15 protein-coding genes are annotated in these 15034 nt (G+C 63.8%); 5 read left to right on the forward strand and 10 right to left on the reverse strand.

Annotation, left to right across the window (positions count from 1 at the left end; genetic code table 11):
• Positions 1-153: 153 nt before the first annotated feature.
• Positions 154-1521, reverse strand: coding sequence for an aminotransferase-like domain-containing protein (locus SO180_RS20370; RefSeq protein ID WP_449380639.1), 1368 nt, complete (start codon positions 1519-1521; stop codon positions 154-156).
• A gap of 156 nt (positions 1522-1677) precedes the next feature.
• Between SO180_RS20370 and SO180_RS20375 the strand changes: the two genes are divergently transcribed.
• From SO180_RS20375 to SO180_RS20385, 3 genes are all read left to right on the forward strand, one after another.
• A complete protein-coding gene (locus SO180_RS20375) occupies positions 1678-2538 on the forward strand; it encodes a DMT family transporter (protein WP_449380624.1) in 861 nt (286 codons plus the stop codon).
• A gap of 342 nt (positions 2539-2880) precedes the next feature.
• Positions 2881-4320 carry a DUF1254 domain-containing protein gene (locus tag SO180_RS20380; protein ID WP_449380625.1) on the forward strand — a complete coding sequence of 480 codons (1440 nt, stop codon included), beginning with the start codon at positions 2881-2883 and terminating at the stop codon, positions 4318-4320.
• Positions 4321-4392: 72 nt separating this feature from the next.
• Positions 4393-4764 carry a hypothetical protein gene (locus SO180_RS20385; protein WP_449380626.1) on the forward strand — a complete coding sequence of 124 codons (372 nt, stop codon included), beginning with the start codon at positions 4393-4395 and terminating at the stop codon, positions 4762-4764.
• 591 nt (positions 4765-5355) lie between these two features.
• On the opposite strand, the gene SO180_RS20390 is transcribed toward SO180_RS20385, so the two are convergent.
• The 4 genes from SO180_RS20390 to SO180_RS20405 form a co-directional block, all read right to left on the reverse strand.
• Positions 5356-6570, reverse strand: coding sequence for an EAL domain-containing response regulator (locus SO180_RS20390; protein ID WP_449380627.1), 1215 nt, complete (start codon positions 6568-6570; stop codon positions 5356-5358).
• A 286-nt stretch (positions 6571-6856) separates the two neighbouring features.
• On the reverse strand, positions 6857-7267 hold the full coding sequence (locus SO180_RS20395) for a hypothetical protein (RefSeq protein ID WP_449380628.1): 411 nt from the start codon (positions 7265-7267) through the stop codon (positions 6857-6859).
• 108 nt (positions 7268-7375) lie between these two features.
• Positions 7376-8779, reverse strand: coding sequence for an MFS transporter (locus SO180_RS20400; protein ID WP_449380629.1), 1404 nt, complete (start codon positions 8777-8779; stop codon positions 7376-7378).
• Between the two features lie 223 nt (positions 8780-9002).
• Positions 9003-10166 carry a hypothetical protein gene (locus SO180_RS20405; protein WP_449380630.1) on the reverse strand — a complete coding sequence of 388 codons (1164 nt, stop codon included), beginning with the start codon at positions 10164-10166 and terminating at the stop codon, positions 9003-9005.
• Between the two features lie 340 nt (positions 10167-10506).
• Here SO180_RS20405 and SO180_RS20410 point away from each other — a divergent pair, with 340 nt between their 5' ends.
• Positions 10507-11118, forward strand: coding sequence for a LuxR C-terminal-related transcriptional regulator (locus tag SO180_RS20410; protein ID WP_449380631.1), 612 nt, complete (start codon positions 10507-10509; stop codon positions 11116-11118).
• 43 nt (positions 11119-11161) lie between these two features.
• Here the strand turns inward: SO180_RS20410 and SO180_RS20415 are convergent, their stop codons facing one another.
• The 5 genes from SO180_RS20415 to SO180_RS20435 all read right to left on the reverse strand — a co-directional run bounded on the left by SO180_RS20415 (position 11162) and on the right by SO180_RS20435 (position 14189).
• Positions 11162-11410 (reverse strand): hypothetical protein, encoded by a 249-nt coding sequence (locus tag SO180_RS20415; RefSeq protein ID WP_449380632.1) that lies wholly within the window; start codon positions 11408-11410, stop codon positions 11162-11164.
• Between the two features lie 113 nt (positions 11411-11523).
• Positions 11524-11898 carry an Hpt domain-containing protein gene (locus SO180_RS20420; protein WP_449380633.1) on the reverse strand — a complete coding sequence of 125 codons (375 nt, stop codon included), beginning with the start codon at positions 11896-11898 and terminating at the stop codon, positions 11524-11526.
• Positions 11899-11970: 72 nt separating this feature from the next.
• Positions 11971-12678, reverse strand: a complete 708-nt coding sequence (locus SO180_RS20425) for a Crp/Fnr family transcriptional regulator (RefSeq protein WP_449380634.1) — start codon at positions 12676-12678, stop codon at positions 11971-11973.
• A 195-nt stretch (positions 12679-12873) separates the two neighbouring features.
• Positions 12874-13584, reverse strand: a complete 711-nt coding sequence (locus tag SO180_RS20430; protein WP_449380635.1) for a Crp/Fnr family transcriptional regulator — start codon at positions 13582-13584, stop codon at positions 12874-12876.
• Between the two features lie 287 nt (positions 13585-13871).
• Positions 13872-14189: a hypothetical protein gene (locus SO180_RS20435; RefSeq protein ID WP_449380636.1), complete on the reverse strand. Its 318-nt coding sequence runs from the start codon at positions 14187-14189 to the stop codon at positions 13872-13874.
• 75 nt (positions 14190-14264) lie between these two features.
• Between SO180_RS20435 and SO180_RS20440 the strand changes: the two genes are divergently transcribed.
• Positions 14265-15034: Hpt domain-containing protein (locus SO180_RS20440; protein WP_449380637.1), on the forward strand; the 770-nt coding region annotated here is incomplete at its 3' end.

Here is a 15034-nt window from a genome sequence, read left to right on the forward strand (position 1 = left end):
ATTGCTGGCATCGGCATCGCTCTCTTGCAACGCTGCATGATCGCCGACGCGCGGGAGGCGACATATTCAGGATCTGACGCGGAGCGCAGCATAGGTTGCGAAGCTATTTCCGAGCAACCTGTATCTTTGGCGTGCCGGACCTATCGGCGAGCCCTATTGACGTGCTTGCACGTCCAACGCTCGCCGCATGACGTCCCACATGCGGGACTCCGTCGATTGCGCCACGTTGAATCGCAGGAAATTTGAGGCCGACTGCGACACGCTGAACACGTTTCCCGGCGCCAGCACCACGTCTTCGGCGAGCGCGGCGCGCGCGACTTGCGTCGAATCCAGCCCGTCGGGCAGGCGGCACCACAGAAAAAATCCGCCGCGCGGCATCAGCCACGGCTCGAGGCCGAGCGCGCCGAGCTTGCGCGCCGCCTCGCGCCGCGTGCGCCCGAGCTTTTGCCGGAGCTCCTCCATGTGCTTGCGGTAGCTGCCGCCCGCGAGCACCTTCGCGATCACTTCGGTCGCAACCGGGCTCGGGCCGCCAAAGCTGGTTGCGACCTGGAGGTCGACGAGATGCTCGATCCAGTCGGGCCTTGCTGCGATATAACCGCAGCGTACCGAGGCGGAGAGCGTCTTGGAAAAGCTGCCGATGCGGATGACGTTGGCGAGGCCGTCGAGGGCGGCAAGGCGCGGCGACCGCTCCGTTTCGAAATCGGCAAAGATATCGTCCTCGATGATTGCCAGGTCATGGGCCGCGGCGGCGCTCAAGACGCGATGCGCGGTTTGCAGCGACAGCGTCGCGCCGGTCGGGTTGTGGAGCGCGGAATTGGTGATGTAGAGGCGCGGCCGCTCCGCGGCGAGGATCGCCTCGAAGCGCGCGACGTCCGGACCCGACGCCGTATAGGGTACGCCAAGGATCTTCACCTGATGCGCGCGCAGCAGCGCGCGAAAATTGAAGTAGCAGGGGTCGTCGACCAGCACGGTGTCGCCGGGCCGCAGCAGGAAGCGGCAGACGAGGTCGGTTGCTTGCGTGCCCGAGCCCGTGAGCACGAGCTGGTCGATCGAGGCCTCGATGCCGTCCTCGGCAAAGCGCGCCAGCAGATAGCGGCGCACCGCGAGCGAGCCGCGCGTAGAGCCGTAGTCCGAGAGCACGCTGTCATCGCTACGGGCGATCGCGCGAAAAGCGCGGCGCAAGGCCGCCTCCGGCATCCAGTCCGCCGGCAGCCAGCCGCAGCCGGGCTTGAGCATGGCTGAATCGGCATCGAGCGATTGCCGCGAGACCCAGAACGGATCGACGGCGCGGTCGCGGCGCGGCTCGACATCGGCGAGCGCGAGCGGTGGCATTGTTGTCGCGGAGACGTAGAAGCCGGAGCCGCGACGCGCCCGGATCAATCCCTCGGCTGCCAGGCGATCATAGGCTTCCACCACGGTGGAGGGCGACACGCCCATGCTCGCGGCCAGCTTGCGGATCGAAGGCAGGCGGTCGCCGGGGGCAAGGGCGCGGCCCGCGACCTTGGCGCGGATGGCGCGCATCACGTCGGTAGTGCGTGCCCCGCGGCCTCTGCTTTGCGTCAGCTCGTCCAAGTGTATGGGCTTCCATACTGATACAGTTTGGCCAGATTGTATGGGATTGTCGCTGGTCTCGCCACCCTCAAAAGGCCAAGGTCGACCGCGCGAAAGCGAGGCGACATGCAATCGGCCGGCAACGGATGGGGCAACGGACTTCTGGGCGTCGTCATTTTCAGTGGCTCGCTGCCGGCGACGCGCGTCGCGGTCGGCGGCTTTTCCGCAACCTTCCTGACCTCGGCGCGCGCGGTGGTCGCCGCGCTGTTGGGAGCGGCGCTGCTTGCCCTGCTTCGTCAGCAAAGACCCGCGCGAAAAGACCTTGCCTCGCTCGCCATCGTCTCGCTGGGCGTCGTGGTCGGCTTCCCGCTGCTGACCGCGCTGGCGCTTTTGCACATCACCTCGGCGCATTCGATCGTCTTCATCGGCCTGTTGCCGCTTGCGACCGCAATCTTCGCCGTGCTGCGCGGCGGCGAGCGGCCGCGATTGCCGTTCTGGCTGTTCTCGATCCTCGGCAGCGCGACGGTCGCGGGTTTTGCGCTGTCGGGTAGCGGCGCGGGCTCGCTCCGCGGCGATCTCCTGATGGTCGCCGCGATCCTGCTCTGCGGCCTCGGCTACGCCGAAGGCGCGACTTTGTCGCGCCGGCTCGGCGGCTGGCAGGTCATCTCATGGGCGCTCATTCTCGCACTGCCGCTGATGCTGCCGGTCGCGATCCTATCGTTGCCGCCAACATGGGACGGCATCGGCGCGCCGGCCTGGATCGGCCTTGCCTACGTCTCCGTCTTCAGCATGTTCGTCGGCTTCGTGTTCTGGTATCGCGGCCTCGCCCTCGGCGGCACCGCCAGCATCAGCCAACTGCAACAGCTTCAGCCGTTCTTCGGGCTCGCTCTGGCCGGCCTGGTCCTGCACGAGCCGGTGGCGTGGAGCATGATCGTAGCCACCCTGCTCGTGATTGTCTGCGTCGCCTTTGCCCGAAGATTTGCATGAGGCCGATCTCGGCGCTGTCCCGTCACCGTAGGCGTCAGCGCCTTCATTCGGACCACCGCGATCTGAAGCCATCGCGATGCGATCATCGACGTTGATCTGGATCAACGCCTGTTCTGGCACTCCGAGGCTCATTGCATGGGGAGAGTTATCTCCCTTGATGCATCGCATGCCCCATTTTCGCAATGACGGTAACAGCATCCGCATAGCAAGTATCGCCCCTCTCGTCTCGCTGGTGGAGCAGTGATCGGCATTCTCGCGCGACTGACAGAAATCCGCCCATCGTTGCTGGAGCGTCCATAGTCAATTGAATTCACGAGACCCAGAGTCATTAGGAGCAGCGTCATGACCATCACTCGGCGTAATCTGCTGTCCGCCACTCTGGGGACCGCGTTCTCGGCGCTTTCACTCTCATCAAGCCGAGCGGACTACGACGGTCCGCTGCTTAATGCGGTCGAGGGTGGCGAAGACTTCTGGCTTGCCACCGATGCCTATGTCTTTGGCTATCCGCTCGTGACAATGGAGATCACGCGGCGGGTCATAACCAATGCGGCCTCGGTCGAGGGCACGCGCGGGCCCATGGGGCAGCTCATCAAGCTGCGGTCGTATCCCGATGCAAGTTTCCGGGATGTGACGGCTCCGAATGCCGACACGCTCTACACCAGTGCGTTTATCGATGTGGGAGACGAGCCGTGGGTGCTCAGTATGCCCGACATGAAGGACCGCTATTTCCTGTTCCCAATGCTCGATGGCTGGACAAACGTGTTCCAGGTCCCCGGCAAACGTACGACAGGTACCAAAGCACAGACCTATGCGATCACCGGGCCCGGCTGGAAAGGCACGCTCCCTGCCGGCGTCAAGGAATACAAGTCGCCCACCAGCATCGTATGGATCTTGGGTCGCATCTACTGTACCGGCACACCCGAGGACTACGCGGCGGTGCACGCCGCTCAGGATGAGTTCAAGCTCGTTCCCCTGAGCGCTTATGGGAAGCCCTACACGTCCCCACCGGGCAAGGTCGATCCGTCGATCGACATGAAGACCGCGGTGCGCGATCAGGTCAACCGCATGGACGCTGCTGCCTATTTCAGCCTTCTGGCACAACTCATGAAGCGTAATCCGCCGGTGGCGGCTGACGCTGCCGAGGTCGCCAAATTCGCGAAGATCGGCCTCGTTCCGGGCAAGGATTTTGATGCCGGCAAGCTCGACGCTGCGTTTGCGAAGCGCATCCCGCAAGTCGCGTTCGACCGCATCATGATCCAGTTCAAGGTCAACAAGGCCATCAGAAACACCAACGGCTGGGGATTTGACTCGCAGACGGGCGTCTACGGCACCGATTATCTCAATCGTGCCCTGGTCACAGCCATCGGGCTCGGCGCCAACCGCATTCAGGATGCCTGCTATCCGACGTCGCAGAAGGACGCGGATGGCAAGGACTACGTCGGCAGCAACAAGTATGTGATGCGCTTCCCGAAGGGACAGCTCCCGCCCGTCGGCGGCTTCTGGTCTCTGACGATGTACGACGAAAACTACTTCTTCGTCGCCAATCCGATCAACCGATATTCGATCAGTGCCCGTCAGAACCTCAAGCCCAATCCGGACGGAACGATCGACCTTTATATCCAGAAGGACTCGCCTGGATCGGACAAGGAGTCGAATTGGCTGCCTGCGCCCGCCGGCAAGTTCATTCTGATGCTGCGGATGTATTGGCCGAACGAGAAGGGGCCTTCGATTATCAACGGCTCCTGGTCTCCGCCGGCTGTCAGGAAGGTTGCGAGTAGCTGATCGCAAAGGACCAGCAAACGGGAGCATTGGTGGAAGCAGATCAAGGCTTAGCAGGACCTGAGGGAGGTCAGGATGAAGATCGCGCTGTTGTCGGCGGCACTCCTCGGAGGCCAATTGGTGACGCCTGTTTCCGATCGCGTTCCTCATTTGAATGTGGAGGCGCTGTGCAAGGCCACAGCGGCCGATGACAAGACGAATGGAATCGTTTTGGGGCAGAGTTTCGACCAATGCATGAGCGATGAAACGAACGCTCAGCAGCAGCTGGTCGTTCTCTGGTCGGCCAGTGCCGGTCCGGTTCGTGATCGCTGCGAAAAGGAGGCGACTTCAATTGCCGACAGTCAAAGCTATGTAGATCTCCTCACCTGTATCCAGGAAGGCGAACCAGCGAATCCGCCGTCCGGAGCCCCGCTCAAGCGGGCAAGCAAGAAGCGAGAGGCGAAGTAGGTCTATCGACCCAACAAAGGAGGCTGTCATGCAATACCGAACTAAATTGTGGTTGGCCGGTGCCGTTATCGCCTGCGCAGCGATAAGCTCTGTGCAGTGGTCAGAAGAAGATGGTCTTTCGTTCTCGATTCAGAGCGCACAGGCCCGCGTCGGCCGGCCGGCGACGCCAGTAAGTGTCGCCGGCGTCGCGCGTCGAACGACGCGCCGCGCGGTAGTGGGTGGAGCGGCCGTGGGCGCAGCAACCGTAGGAGCCGCCGTAGCGGCGCCAACCTGCGCCCGCGTGCTGGTCAATGGCGCGTGGGTCTGCCGCTAGAGCGCGATGGGATTAGGTGCGCTCCCTCCCCCGCCTGCGGGGGGAGGGCTGGGGAGAGGGTGTCTCCGCAGCGGATAATCCCCAAGTGGAGAGAGCCCTCACCCGGCGCTTCGCGCCGACCTCTCCCGCAAGCGGGAGAGGTTGAGCAAGCAAGTGCCAAATCGATTCAGCCAAAACCCATCGCGCTTTGGGCATACGATCTTCGCCTCGGAGGTGGTCGCAGCGCCCGCGCTCGTCGTCTGCGCTGCCTTCGCGCGGCGATTGGTGAGACCGCCGCCTCACCCCTGTCCCATCACCGTCCGCGTCAGCGCGCTCCTGGCAAATTTCTTCAGCGGCATCGGCTTGCCGAACAGATAGCCCTGCACGAGATCGAAGCCGATTTCGTTGGCGGCGACGAGATCGGCGCGGGTTTCGATGCCTTCGGCGACGCTGCGCGCACCGTAATCCTGGGCGAGCTCGACGATGTGACGGCACACGTTGCGCTTCAGCGCATCTGAGCTGCTGCCGGTGACGAAATGCCGGTCGGCCTTGAGCTTGACGAAGGGAAACCGGTCGAGCCCCATCAGCTCCGGCCAGTTGGTGCCGACATTGTCGATGGCGAGCCCTATGTTGTGAAAGCGCACCTCGGCGGCGACGTCGAGCAGCAGATCGAGATCCCCGATCACCTCGGAGCTCTCGATCTCGATCGTCAGCCCGCCGAAGGCGGGGTGGGCGGGCATGCGCCGGCAAAGATCGCGCACGGCCTGGTGCTCGTGCAGGAAAGTGGCCGGCAGGTTGATCGAGAGATCGACCGGGCTCTGCCGCTCCAGGAGGTAGTGCCAGTCCTGCAGGGCGCGTTCGATCACGAACTCGGACAGTTCGCGAAAGTGCGGATCGCGCTCCTCCGGAATGAAATAGGCCGGCGGCACCACGCCCCAGGTCGGATGCCGCATCCGCACCAGCGCCTCGGCGCCGCACCGGATCAAGGAGCGCGCGTCGATCTTCGGTTGGTACCAAAGCTCGAGCCAGCCTGCATGCAAGGCTTCGCCGACATGCACGGCGGGGCTCGGCGCGGGCTCGTCCGGCAGCAGCATCGCGATGCGGTCGCGCAGGGTCTCCGCGGCAAACGGCGTTGTCAGCGGCGGCAGCATGGCAAGGCCATATTCCTCGCCGACCTGCTGCACCGCCTTGACGATGATCGACTCGCGCGCGCCGACGGCCAAGACCTTGCCGCCGAATTGCTCGCGCACCAGGATCTCCAGAAATCGTCCGGGCTCGATGCCGTCGACGGCAATACCGAGCAGGATCAGGTCGGGGAGCTCCGTGGCGAGCACGCCACGCAGTTCGTCGGCATTGCTACATTCGCTGGTGACGAAGCCGAGATCCTCCAGCACCTCGCTCATGAAGGCACGCAGGTGCCGCTTGCCGTCCGCCACGCAGGCGCGCGGCGTCACTTTCCGCCGTCCAAAGGTTACAGTCTTCCGTCCGGCGAGCTCGCCCAGCCCCTCGTCCATCGCACAGCACTCCCGTTCCGTGACAACTTCATAACGGTGAGCGCGGCTCCAAATATGGAGAGCTTCAGCATCATTGTTGAATTATTTGGGTAACGTTAAAGCCCTCATCATATGTAAAATTGTATGGATCCCGTTGAAGAAGACTTCACACCCTCGTTTGTCTCGCGCACGCGGCGCTGCAATCGTTGCGATATCCGCGCATGCTGCGCATGCGAAGCGGCAACTTGCCTGACCCAGCGATGAGGCGACACCGCGCGCGACGTCGCCTCATAGAATAACGCCGGTATTACTTGCTGGCGGCCTTGTCGTGCTGGGCCATGCCGACCGGCTTGTAGTCATAGGTCGGATAGAACTCGGTCCGGTACGGTCCCCACGCGCTGTCCTCGATGATGCGGTTGACCTCGCGCAGCCGCGAGGCCGGCAGGCGCAGCGTGATCACCTGGCCGATGCCCATCATGACGTACCAGCTCACCACCTCGACGCCCGGCGGCGGGAAGGATTTGTAGTAGCCTTGGCTCTCGAGCTGCGCATTCAGCTCGTGCAGCGGGCGCGACTGATCGTGCTTGAAGAACACCGTGAGCATGACGGCATCCTCAGCAGTCGGCGCGGCATTGCCCGGCGGCGGCGCGGTCTGCGCAATGGCCGCGGACTTGATCGCCAGTGCGCCGGCCAGCAACGTGGCCATGGTCAACGTCATTCTCACTGATCTCATTTGCGAGGTCCTTCCTTTCACGCATATGCCTGCCGAAAACGGCTGCCAGAGCAAGATAGCCTTTGATTGAATCAATCGGGCCGCAGGCTCACTTCACCTCCCCCGCAAGCGGAAGAGGGAGCGCACCTTCGTTCGCGGCTCGCAACCAACCTCAACCTCATCAGCGTAGCCCGCTCTATATTCTCCCGAGATGTTCTTGCCGGTGTAGTCGGTCATCGCCGCGGTCGCGATCAGGCTGATCACGGCGCACAGTGCGATATAGGCAGCGATGGCGGTTGCCGACTCGAAGGTGCCGAACAGCCAGGCCGCAATCAGCGGCGCCGGACCGCCGGCGATGACGGAGGCGAGCTGATAGCCGAGCGATGCGCCGCTGTAGCGCAGGCGCCCGGTGAAGCTTTCGGCGATCAGCGCGGCCTGCGGGCCATACATCATGTCATGCGGGATCAGTGACAGGATGATGGCGAGGAAGATGACCGGCTCCGATCCGGTGTCGAGCATGCGGAAATAGATGAAGCCGAACACGCCGGTCACGGCCGCGCCGATCATGTACATGTTCTTGCGGCCGATGCGGTCGGACAGATGGCCGAACAGCGGGATCGAGACGAAGGACACTACCGAGGCGCACAGCACCGCGGTGAGCAGGAAGTCGCGGGACACGTTCAGCGTCTTGACGCCATAGGCGAAGACGAAGGCGGTGAAGATGTAGAACGGCGCCTGCTCGGCCATCCGCGCGAACGCCGACAGCAAGATCTCCTTCGGATGCTCCTTGATCACTTGCAGCATCGGCGTGCGCTCGACCTTGCGCTCCGCGACCAGCCTGGAAAACACCGGCGTCTCCAGAATGCCGAGCCGGATGTAGAGGCCGACACCGACCAGGATGAGGCTCAGCGCAAAGGGCACGCGCCAGCCCCATGACAAGAACTGCTCGCCGGACATCTGGCTGAAGGCGAGCACGGCGAGGTTGGCCAGGAACAGGCCGCAGGGCACGCCGAATTGCGGCCAGGAGGCGATAAATCCGCGGGAGTGATCGTTGCGTGCCCATTCCATCGACATCAGCACCGAGCCGCCCCATTCACCGCCGACACCGACGCCCTGGACGAAGCGCAGCACGGTTAGGATGACCGCGCCCCAGATTCCGATGCTCTCATAGGTCGGGACCAGCGCCACCGCGAAGGTGGCGAGCCCCATCAGGAGCAGCGTGGCGATCAGCGTCGATTTGCGGCCGATGCGGTCGCCATAATGTCCGAAGATGGCCGCGCCGATGGGACGGGCGATGAAGCCGACGGCATAGATCGCGAAGGCCTCGAGCGTGCCAACCCACGGATCGGAATGCGGAAAGAACAGTTTTGCGAAAACGAGGCCGGTGACCGTCGAGTAGAGGAAGAAATCGTACCACTCGATGGCGGTGCCGATGGTGGAGGCGATCACGGCGCGGCGCAATTGAAGCTGGTGCTCGCTGTCGGGCAGCGAGATCGGATCGACATGAGACAGGGACATGGCGGGAGCCTTTCCTTGGAGGCCGCCCCCTAGCCCCTACTGTGCTGTGTATAAGAGACAGCACCCGCGCTATGAGTGGGGTCATGTGGTGATGGGCTGCGTGAGGATCGCAGCAATGACGATGCGGCGTATGATGACGTGGTGGTTCTGGTTCGTGCTGTCGGGACGATTTATCGATCGTTTCCTGAGCCTGCCGCGCGTGCCGCGGAACTAGCCCCAGAGCTCAGCTCTGCCCGATCAGTTTCCGGAACGCCGCCGCTCCGTCCTGCACGGCATCGCGTCCCTTCCAGGCCAGATAGGTCAGCTTGCCTGCCAGCGAGTCATGGTTGCGCAGGCGGCGTGAGCCGAGGATGTGGCCGACATTGGCGGGGAAGCGGCTGACCTCGGCGGCGACGAGCGCGGCGATCGCGTCCATCAATTGCTGGAGGCGGATGCCCCACTCCGACGACTCGATCTCGTCGATGCGGACCTTGAGCGCATATTCGGTGTCATAGATTTCGGCGAGCAGGTCGCGTGCGATCAGCACCCGGTTGTGCTTGAGCGCGACCCGGAGCGCGAGGCGCTTGTCGTCGAGCCGGTCGAGCACCATGGGAACCGTGATGGCATAGGACGTGGCGGCGATATCGGCGGCGGTTTTGGTCGGCGCGGCCCTGGTGGCGAGGCGGATCAGCTGCCAGGGCGTCTTCAGCCGGCGCGCCACCAGCGCCAGCGCAAAGGGCAGCGCCTCCGGATTGGCCTTCCTGAATGTGTCGAGGCGCGCGGCGATCTGCGTCGCCTGGCCGTCGTCGAATTTCGAGATCTTCTCGGGCAGCTTCTCGTTGAACTTCGCCAGCGCGGCGTTCGCGCGCAGCACCTGCAGCATCTTGGTCACGTCGTCGAAGGCGAAGCGCGAGGCCGTGTATTGCCCGAGCTTGGCGCGGGCGAGCTCAGTGCCGTCGGGCGAGGCGAGCGTGTTCTCGAGGACCTTGACGACCTTGATCTGGAACGTGGTCGCGGTCTTCTGCACGTCCTTCGGCTTATTGGCGGCGACCTGGTCGTTGATCGCCTTGATGTAGTCGCGCGCCATGGTTGGCAGCAGGTCGCGGCAGATCCACTCCCAGATCGGCGTCAGCGTGTTGCGCGAGATCCGGCCCATATTGGCGTGCTCGGGCGCGCCGTCCATCAAGAACAGCTCGAGCGGTGCGAAGAAGGGGCGCGACGGATTGATGGCGCGCGCCTGGGTCGATCCGTCCTTGCGGAATTCGGCGCGCAGCTTCGCCTGGATGTCGGGCGAGCCCGGCATGTCGATGCCGCACAGCTCCAGCCGCTCGAGCTCGCTGAGCAGACAGCTGCGCGATAGCGGTGTCAGCCGCTGCAAAAATTCCCAGAGCTGTTCGACCTGGCTCATGGCACGCAATTTTCCGCAACTTTTCCGGAACCGTTACTGGTTCGTCGCGTGGACGCATTTGCGCGCTCTCAACTGTGCTCCAGAGAAGCAAGTCACTGTTAATTAATTGGTAAAGTCGTACGGCGCGGCTTCCGCCGTCCGCTCCGACCTTAAGAAGGGATTTCATGAGGTGGCTGAGATTTAGGCAGGTTTTGCAACCGGTGCGTGGCCCATTGCGCGTCTCGGCACGCATGACTTGCGCCACCGCCCGGAGATCTAGCACAAAACCGTCAAAATCACCGTAGTCTTACGGAACAGAAAGTTAACCACGATTCGCCCCGGGTTCCGCTAAACGAATCGCATGGGGCATCAGAATGATCCGATCGCTGATTCGCGATCGTCGGCTTGGTACGAAAGCAGCACTTCTCCGCAGGAGCTCGAACTCGCTCAGTTGAACGCCGCCCGTGCCAAGGCTTCCGAGGAAACCGCCACGGCGATCGCCCGCGAACTCAACGGCCCCCTGACCGCCCTTCTCCTCTACATGGGCGAGATCAAGCATCACAGCGACCAGCTTTCGCCGGTCTCCGCCGATCGCGCCTATTTGCAGCGCGTGGTCGAGAATGCGCTGGCGCAGACCGAGCGCGTCTGCACGCTGGTCAAGCAGCTCGGCGGCGCGCCGCGAAACGGAGTGTCAGGGATCGACGACGCCGAGGCGAAGGCCGGACCCACGGCGCTCGCCCTGCGCGCGGCCGGCAGCGAGCTCTCCGGCCCGCAGGGCTCGAAGCGGTTGACCAGGCGCGAACGCGAGGTGCTGCGGCTGATCAGCGAAGGCTGTTCGAACAAGCAGGGCGCGCTGCGGATGCAGATCAGCCCGCGCACCTTCGAGAGCCATCGCGCGGAGGCCATGCGCAAGCTCGGGGCGCGCAACACCGCGGATCTGGTCCGCGCGGCGCTGCTACATTCGATCGATTGAGGCGGGCTGTGACGAGCTGCGGCGGGCCGGGCGCCGGGTGGTTTCAGTAATAGTCGTCCGCGAAGGGGCGTAGGCGCGAGCTCGGACGCAGCGGCTTCATCTCGTCCTTCGCTGCGCTCGGAATGATCGTGATGGTCCAGCGCGGCGGGGTGCTCGATTCCTGTTCCAGCACGGAACGCACGAAGCCGGTCACCGTCTCCTCGCCCGATTTCACCGTCGCCATGCGGCCGTTGAACTGAGCGATGCGGAAGCGGCGGACTTCCTTCTGGTCCGCGGTTTCATAGGTGAACATGGAAACCCTCCTGGTCTCGCGCGACTATCGCCACCTATGATTAGCCAAGTGTTGATTAGCCATGTGTGAAAATCCCAAGCCGTAGAAGTACGGCGGGATTTTTGCGCGAGGGATCAGACGTCCTCGTCGCGCGCTGCGGCGTAGGCTTTCGCCATCGCGTCCAGCAGCTTGCGGTAGGCGTCGTCGTCGAGCGCCGCCGCGTCTCGTTCGAGCTGCTGGGCGAGCGCCGCGAGCCGCTCATAGCCGAAGGTGCGCGCCGCGCTCTTCAGCGAATGGGCTTCGCGCTCGATCCGAGCGCGCTGCTGCGCGAGGGTGAGATCGCCGAACAGCTTTAGCCGTGCATCGGTCTCGCTCCAGAACACGGCGCGGACCTCGCCGGCCCCGTCCTCTCCGATCTCCCGCACCAGCGCCTCGAATGCACCGGGATCCCGTGCCGGCTCGGCGGCAAGGGAGGATTCGGCAGACAGCAGGACGGCAGCTTCGCGCATGCGACGGTTCTAGCCGCTGAATGTCTACGCCGTGTAAACTTCACGCCTGGTTGCGGCAGCCAGCCCTTTGGATCATCGCGACCCAAGCAGCCGGTCGTACTGCGTCTTCACCGTGGCGTAGCATTCGCACGCGGTCTGGCGCAGCCCGTCGAGATTGTTGATCTGGATGTGGCCGCGGCTGTAGTGGATGAAATTGGCCTGCTGCAGCGTGTTGGCGACCAGCGACACGCTGTTGCGCCGCGCGCCGATCATCTGTGCCAGGTTTTCCTGGGTCAGCAGCAGCCTGACGTCGCCTGACAGGTCGTGGATCTGCAACAGGCACCGCGACAGCCGCGACTCCACGGGATGGGCGGCATTGCAGCCGGCGGTCTGCTGGACCTGCGCGTAGACCGCAAGCCCGTGGCGCGCCAGCAGCGTCCGCAACGAGGAACTCTGGTCGGCCGCCGCCCGCAGCCGGTCGAGATCCATCACCGAGGCGGTGCCGCCGACGAGCACCACCGCGCTGTTCATCGCACTCGCATCGCCCATCGCCGACAAGCTTCCGAGCAGGCTGTCGCGGCCGATCATGGCGACCTGCACATGCTCGCCCTTGGCGAGTTCCACGACCAGCGAGATCACGCCGCGATGCGGGAAATAGGCGCGCTTGAGCGTTTGGCCGGCTTCCACCAGTACGGCCTCGTGGGGCAGATCGGTGAGGCGCAAGTGCGGGCGGATCAACTCATAATCATCCGCCGACATAGCAGACAGGAAACCATTGGATGGACGCACCATCGTTTCCATAGCTGCCTCCCGTCTTTCCCAGCGGCGAAGCGCTGACACGCATTCGCCATCCCTTGCACGGGTTTTGTGGCTCGCATCATGTGCCTTTCGGGATATGTTGGCAATTGGACATATAGCGTCCTCAAGGTCGCGGGCAGCTCATGTGCACGTCGGCGTGCACATGAAGTTGCGTCACCACGACACCAGTCTGCTGGCTCACGGAGCGGATACCAGCAGCCGCGCATAGATATTCTTCACCGCGCCGTAACACGCACAGCATGTTGCCTCCAATGCATGGGAGTCCGTGATTTCGATCTGGCCGCGGCTGTAGTGAATGATGCCCGCCCGTTGCAACGAGTGCGCCACCAGCGAGATTGCGTTGCGCCGCACGCCGATCATCTGCGCCAGCAACTCCTGTGTCACTGGAACGGTCGCGCCGTCGCAGAGATCGCGGGCACGCAGCAGCCAGCGCGCGAGGCGCGCTTCGGCCGGATGCAGCGTGTTGCAGAGCACCGATTGTTGCGCGTGCGCCAGCAGCGCCTGTTCGTGCCGAACCATCAGGCGACGGAACCGCGGGCTTCTGTCAGCGATACCGCGAAATGCGGTGCAGTCCAGGCTGACCGCCGTGCCGGGAAACAGCACGACGACGTCTGCCAGCGCAGTCCAGCCAGCCAGCGTCGCACCGCTGCCGATGACGCTGTCGCGGCCCAGCATCGCCACCTCGATCGTCTGCCCCTCTACGAGATTGACCGTCGTCGAGACCGCGCCGCGAAGCGGGAAGTAGACCTGCTTTGGCCGAGCTCCGTCCACGCCCAGGGACATCTCCCTGACCAGCTCGACGGTTGCGAGATGGGGTTCCAGCAGCGCGAAGTCCGCCGCATCGAGCGTCCTGAGCAATTGATTGGGCGGGCGACCGCTTGCAATCATGCGAAATCAATCCGGCGCTGCGGTTCGTCGTCATGCCATGCGTTGCGTGTCGTGGTGCTGTGCACGGCTGGTCCATAATACAACATAAGTTGTGTATTGGTCCACATACACGTCGCGGACACCTCGCCACATTTGCGACGGAAATGAGAGCGCGCTCCGGTTGCTGATTTGCAGCCGGGAGGCTGAGCGCATCGGATCCTGTGCCGCGCCAGCAGAGTTCTCTCGGCCGCGCGATTGGGTTAGCGCGTCCTCGCCCGATGCGTTCATGGGGTAAGGGTCTGTTTACCTCAAATGCCCATCGCATGCGTCGCGGCCGGGGCAGCAATCGCCGGCCCTACGTGCGATGACGGATGCGGATGATTTGACTTTACCCGCGCGGCGCCGGCGTAGCGCGTTTCACCGCCGAGGCTTTCTTTTGCGGAGCGTTCTGCGTTGCGCGGCACGCCGACCGTTTGCGTCGTCGCCGCGACGCCTGCGGTCGGTTTTGTCGAAAGCTGCCGAGGCGCAGCGGAAACGACAAAGTTGTCTTCAATATCCGTATTAGCACGGAGGTCGAAATTAACGCGGCCGTGAAATGCGATGTCTAACGATCGAGGGGAGGGCATTGCGTCGATTGTGAGAAAGCGGATCAGGCGTCACCACGACACCCTCCGCCTGGCAAGGTTGGTAAGGCGTATTTCATGGATGATCTGTTGCGGGAGTTTTTGACGGAGACCAGCGAGAGCCTGGACACCGTCGACAATCAGCTGGTGAAGTTCGAGCAGGAGCCGAACAACGCCAAGATCCTGGATAACATCTTCCGCCTCGTCCACACCATCAAGGGCACCTGCGGCTTTCTGGGATTGCCGCGGCTTGAAGCGCTGGCGCATGCCGGCGAGACGCTGATGGGCAAATTCCGCGACGGCATGCCGGTCACCGCCGAGGCGGTGACGGTGATCCTGTCGTCGATCGACCGCATCAAGGAGATTCTGGCCGGGCTCGAGGCGACCGAAGCCGAGCCCGAGGGCACCGACCGCGACCTCATCGACAAGCTGGAAGCGATGGTCGAGCAGGGCATGGCGGCCATGTCCGGTTCGACGCAGTCGATGCCGGCTGCGGGGGCCGCGGCGGTTGCCGACGCGCCGCCGCTTGCGCCGGAAGCCCCGGCCGCGCCCGCCAAAGAGATGACCCAGGGCACGCTGATCGAGCAGACGCTGGAGCGCCCGTTGCGTCCGGGCGAGGTCTCGCTCGACGAGCTCGAGCGCGCCTTCCGCGAGACCGCGATCGAGGTGCCCGCGCCGGCTGCTACTGCTGCCGCCGCGCCCGCTGCGGCCCCGGCGCCTGTTGCCAAGGAGGCTGCCAGGGAGGCGAAGGCCAAGGAGGCAAAACCCGCGCCCAAGAAGTCGATGGCGGACGAGAGCGTCACCGAAGGCGACCGCGTCGCCAACCAGTCGATCCGCGTCAACGTGGA

The organism is Bradyrhizobium sp. UFLA05-112 (assembly GCF_053572325.1).